Annotated in this window: 2 protein-coding genes and 1 pseudogene; all 3 read right to left on the bottom strand. The window is 70.1% G+C overall.

The features are described 5' to 3' along the window. Positions 1-681, bottom strand: a 681-nt coding sequence (locus ACR80Q_RS18175) for a SulP family inorganic anion transporter (RefSeq protein WP_435379064.1), incomplete at its 3' end; no start/stop codon positions are given. 142 nt (positions 682-823) lie between these two features. Continuing rightward, positions 824-2,896, bottom strand: coding sequence for a HelD family protein (locus ACR80Q_RS18170; RefSeq protein WP_435379063.1), 2,073 nt, complete (start codon positions 2,894-2,896; stop codon positions 824-826). 249 nt (positions 2,897-3,145) lie between these two features. After that, positions 3,146-3,608 (bottom strand): annotated as a pseudogene (locus ACR80Q_RS18165) (RNase J family beta-CASP ribonuclease); the annotation flags it as partial.

Genomic DNA, 3,608 nt, shown 5'->3' with positions numbered 1-3,608 from the left:
CACGTCCGGGACGAACCAGGTGGGCAGGCTGTCGGGCAGGTCGCCCTGGTCGCCCACCGTGGGGACGCGGAAGTTCAGCAGCACGGCGGCCACGGTGAGCACGACGATGGCGACGAGCGGGGCAGGCACCGCGGTCGTGACCTTGGGCATGAGGACGATGATCACGATGCCGACCGCGACCATCGGGTAGACGAGCAGGGGGACGCCGATCAGGTACGGGATCTGCGAGGTGAAGATCAGGATCGCGAGAGCGTTGACGAAGCCGACGAGGACGCTCCGGGGGATGAACCGCATCAGCTTGGCGACGCCGAAGACGCTGAACAGGATCTGCAGGGCCCCGGCCAGGATGACCGTGGCGATGAAGAAGTCCAGGCCGTACTCGCGGTTGATCGGGGCGATCACCAGGGCGATAGCCCCGGTGGCACCGGAGATCATGGCCCGGCGCCCGCCCACGATCGAGATCGTGACGGCCATGGTGAACGCGGCGTACAGGCCCACCCGGGGGTCGACCCCGGCCACGAGCGAGAACGCGATGGCCTCGGGGATCAGGGCCAGGGCCACGACGAGGCCGGCGAGGACCTCGGTGCGTAGCCGGCGCGGGGAGCGCAGGGCCCGGCGGACCGAGAACTCGTCCTGGTCCTGCTCGGGCACCACGACAGGGGAGGGTGTGGTCGGGGTCATGCGGGCTCCGTTCAACAGGCCACGAGGGCCTCGGCATCGAGAACAAGGGGGGTGGGGAGCCCACTCGGACCGACGGGTCCGGGACTCAACTCTTACGTAACACGAGAGTAGCGGGTGATGGGGGCTGCTCGGTCCGGTTCGCTCAGGCAGCCGGAGGTAGCACCGGCGAACGCTCACCGGCGTGCGTCAGGTAGAGCTCGTGCATGGCCCGGGTGCACGCGATGTAGAGCATGCTGCGGTCGACCGGCTCGGAGTAGTGGTCGGCGCTGACGTGCGGCACGACCACGGCGTCGAACTCGAGCCCCTTGGCGATGTGGGCCGACGTGACCACCACCCGCCCGGAGTACTCGGTGCTGTCGTGGTCGAGCAGCGTGGCCTCGACGTCCGCCTGCACGAGCGCGTCGTGCACCTCCTGGGCCCGGGCCACCGTGCGGCAGACGACGCCGATGGACACGTGGTCGGTGCCCTGGAGCCGCCGGACGAGAGCGACGAGGTGCTCACGCTCGCCTGCCTCGTCGACGCACGCGACGACCTCGGGCTCCGGGCCGTGCCGGTCGACCGGCACGAGCCGGTCGTTTCGCCGGATGCCTTGGGAGAACGCGGTGATCTCGGTCGTCGAGCGGTAGCTGGTGCACAGCTCGAGGCAGCGCGCCTCGGGGAACACCGCGTGGATGGTCGCCAGCGACGACGAGCTGAACGGGTTCACCGACTGGGCCGCGTCGCCGAGGATCGTCATCCGGCAGCTGAACAACCGGCGCAGGACGGCGTACTGGACCGGGGTGTAGTCCTGCATCTCGTCGACGAGCAGGTGCCGGACATGGCCGTACCCGTCCTGCCTGGTCGTCAGCAGGATGGTCAGGACGAGCGGGAAGACGTCGGAGTACTCGACCTTCTTCTTGCCGAGGGGGACGAACAGCCCGTCCTGCTCCGGCGCGTCGTAGAACGCCTTGTACAGCGCCAGGGGGCTGGTGTGGGGGAACATCGCCCGGACCTGGCGCCGGACCGCGGTCGTGTCGCTCGCGCTCCAGCGGCTCGCCGACGCCTTGAGCCGGGGCACCGCGAGGTCGGCCAGCCGCTCCAGGCGGGCGAACAGGGGAAGCCTCGACGCGGCGGCCCAGCTCTCTGCCACCCACTCCTGTGGCAGCCAGGAGCCTCGCTGCTCGATCTCGACCGGCGTGAAGTCGTCCTCGGCGGTCGACGCGACCCAGTCCTCGAGCGAGGCCAGGAACTCCGGCGTCGCCTTGTGCCGCATGCGTTCGGTCGCGGCGTCGTCGACCCGCTCGAGCAGGCTCGTCACCTGCTCGTTGAAGGTCTGGTAGTCGGTGACCGTGGTCAGGTACCGGCGCGCGATGGCGTCGAACTGGGTCTCGGCGATCTGCTCCTCGCCGAGCTCGGGCAGGACGCGGCTGATGTAGTCACCGAACACCTTGTTGGGCGACAGGATCATGACGTTCCGGGCCGACAGGGTGTCGCGGAAGCGGTACAGCAGGAACGCGACGCGGTGCAGGGCGATCGACGTCTTCCCCGACCCGGCGACGCCCTGCAGGATGAGGACCTCGGCCTGCTCGTCGCGGATGGCGCTGTTCTGCTCGCGCTGGATGGTGGCGACGATGTTCTTCATCTTGTCGTCGGCGGAGCGGCTGAGCTCGCGCTGGAGCACCTCGTCGCCGATGGTGAGCTCGCTCTCGACCATGTACTCCAGGTGGCCGTCGACGATCTTGTACTGGCGCTTGCCGGTGATCTCGCCGTGCCGGGTGCCCTCGGGCGACTCGTAGTCCGCCGTCCCGTGCTCGTAGTCGTAGTAGAGGCTCGACACGGGCGCGCGCCAGTCGTGCACGAGCAGGTCCGAGGAGCGGGGGTCCCGGAAGCTGTGCAGGCCGATGTAGTGCTCCGCAGGGGTGTTCCGGTCGCTGGCGTGGAAGTCGACCCGACCGAAGTACGGCGACACCAGGAGGCGTTCGACCCGGCGGTGCGCCTCCACCAGGTTGTCGACGGTGACGACGGACACGTCGATCAGGCCCCGGAGGTTGGCCTTCTCGGCGAAGTCCATGTCGCGCTGGTTCTCCCATATGGCGGCCTTCTGGCCCTGGATGCTGGCCGCCGAGTCGTCGATCGCGGCGCCGAGCCGCTCTCGTGCGTCGCCGAGGACGTGCATGACGTCCTCGAGCCGCTGGCGTTCGGCGTGCTCGGCGGGGGATACGGCCAGGTCGGTCACGGCGGCTCCGGTCGGGTCGGGGTCAGTGGCGGACGGGTGTGCGGGACGCGCTGCCTGGGCGGGCGGCGGCAGGCTCCGCGGTGCGCTCAGGCGTCGACGACGACCGGGATCACCAACGGGCTGCGTCGGTAGGTGCGGTGCGCCCAGGTCGAGACCGTGCGGGCGATCAGCTGCTCGAGGANGGGTCAGTGGCGGACGGGTGTGCGGGACGCGCTGCCTGGGCGGGCGGCGGCAGGCTCCGCGGTGCGCTCAGGCGTCGACGACGACCGGGATCACCAACGGGCTGCGTCGGTAGGTGCGGTGCGCCCAGGTCGAGACCGTGCGGGCGATCAGCTGCTCGAGGAGGTGGGCGTCGCCGATGCCCTCGGAGGCAGCCTTGGCCAGCGTCTTGCGGAGCATGGGGACGACGGCGTCGAAGCTGGTGACGTCGGCAGCGAAGCCGCGGGCGATGAAGTCCGGCGCCTCGGTCAGCTCGCCGGTGTCCGCGTCGACGAGGGCGACGACGGTGATGACGCCCTCCTCGGACAGGGTCACCCGGTCCTTCAGCGACGCCTCGGTGGCCCCGCCGACGGTGGCGCCGTCGACGTACACGTAACCGGCGCGGACCTTCCCGACGATCGCCGCCACGCCCTTGACGAGGTCGACCACGACACCGTCCTCGGCGATCATCACGTTTGTCTCGGGGACGCCGGTGCGGATGGCCAGGTCGGCG

Source organism: Aquipuribacter aurantiacus, assembly GCF_051216895.1.
Classification (GTDB): Bacteria; Actinomycetota; Actinomycetes; order Actinomycetales; family JBBAYJ01; genus Aquipuribacter.
Note: the sequence above shows the minus strand (reverse complement) of the source record. Positions and strands in the feature narration are given on the sequence as shown.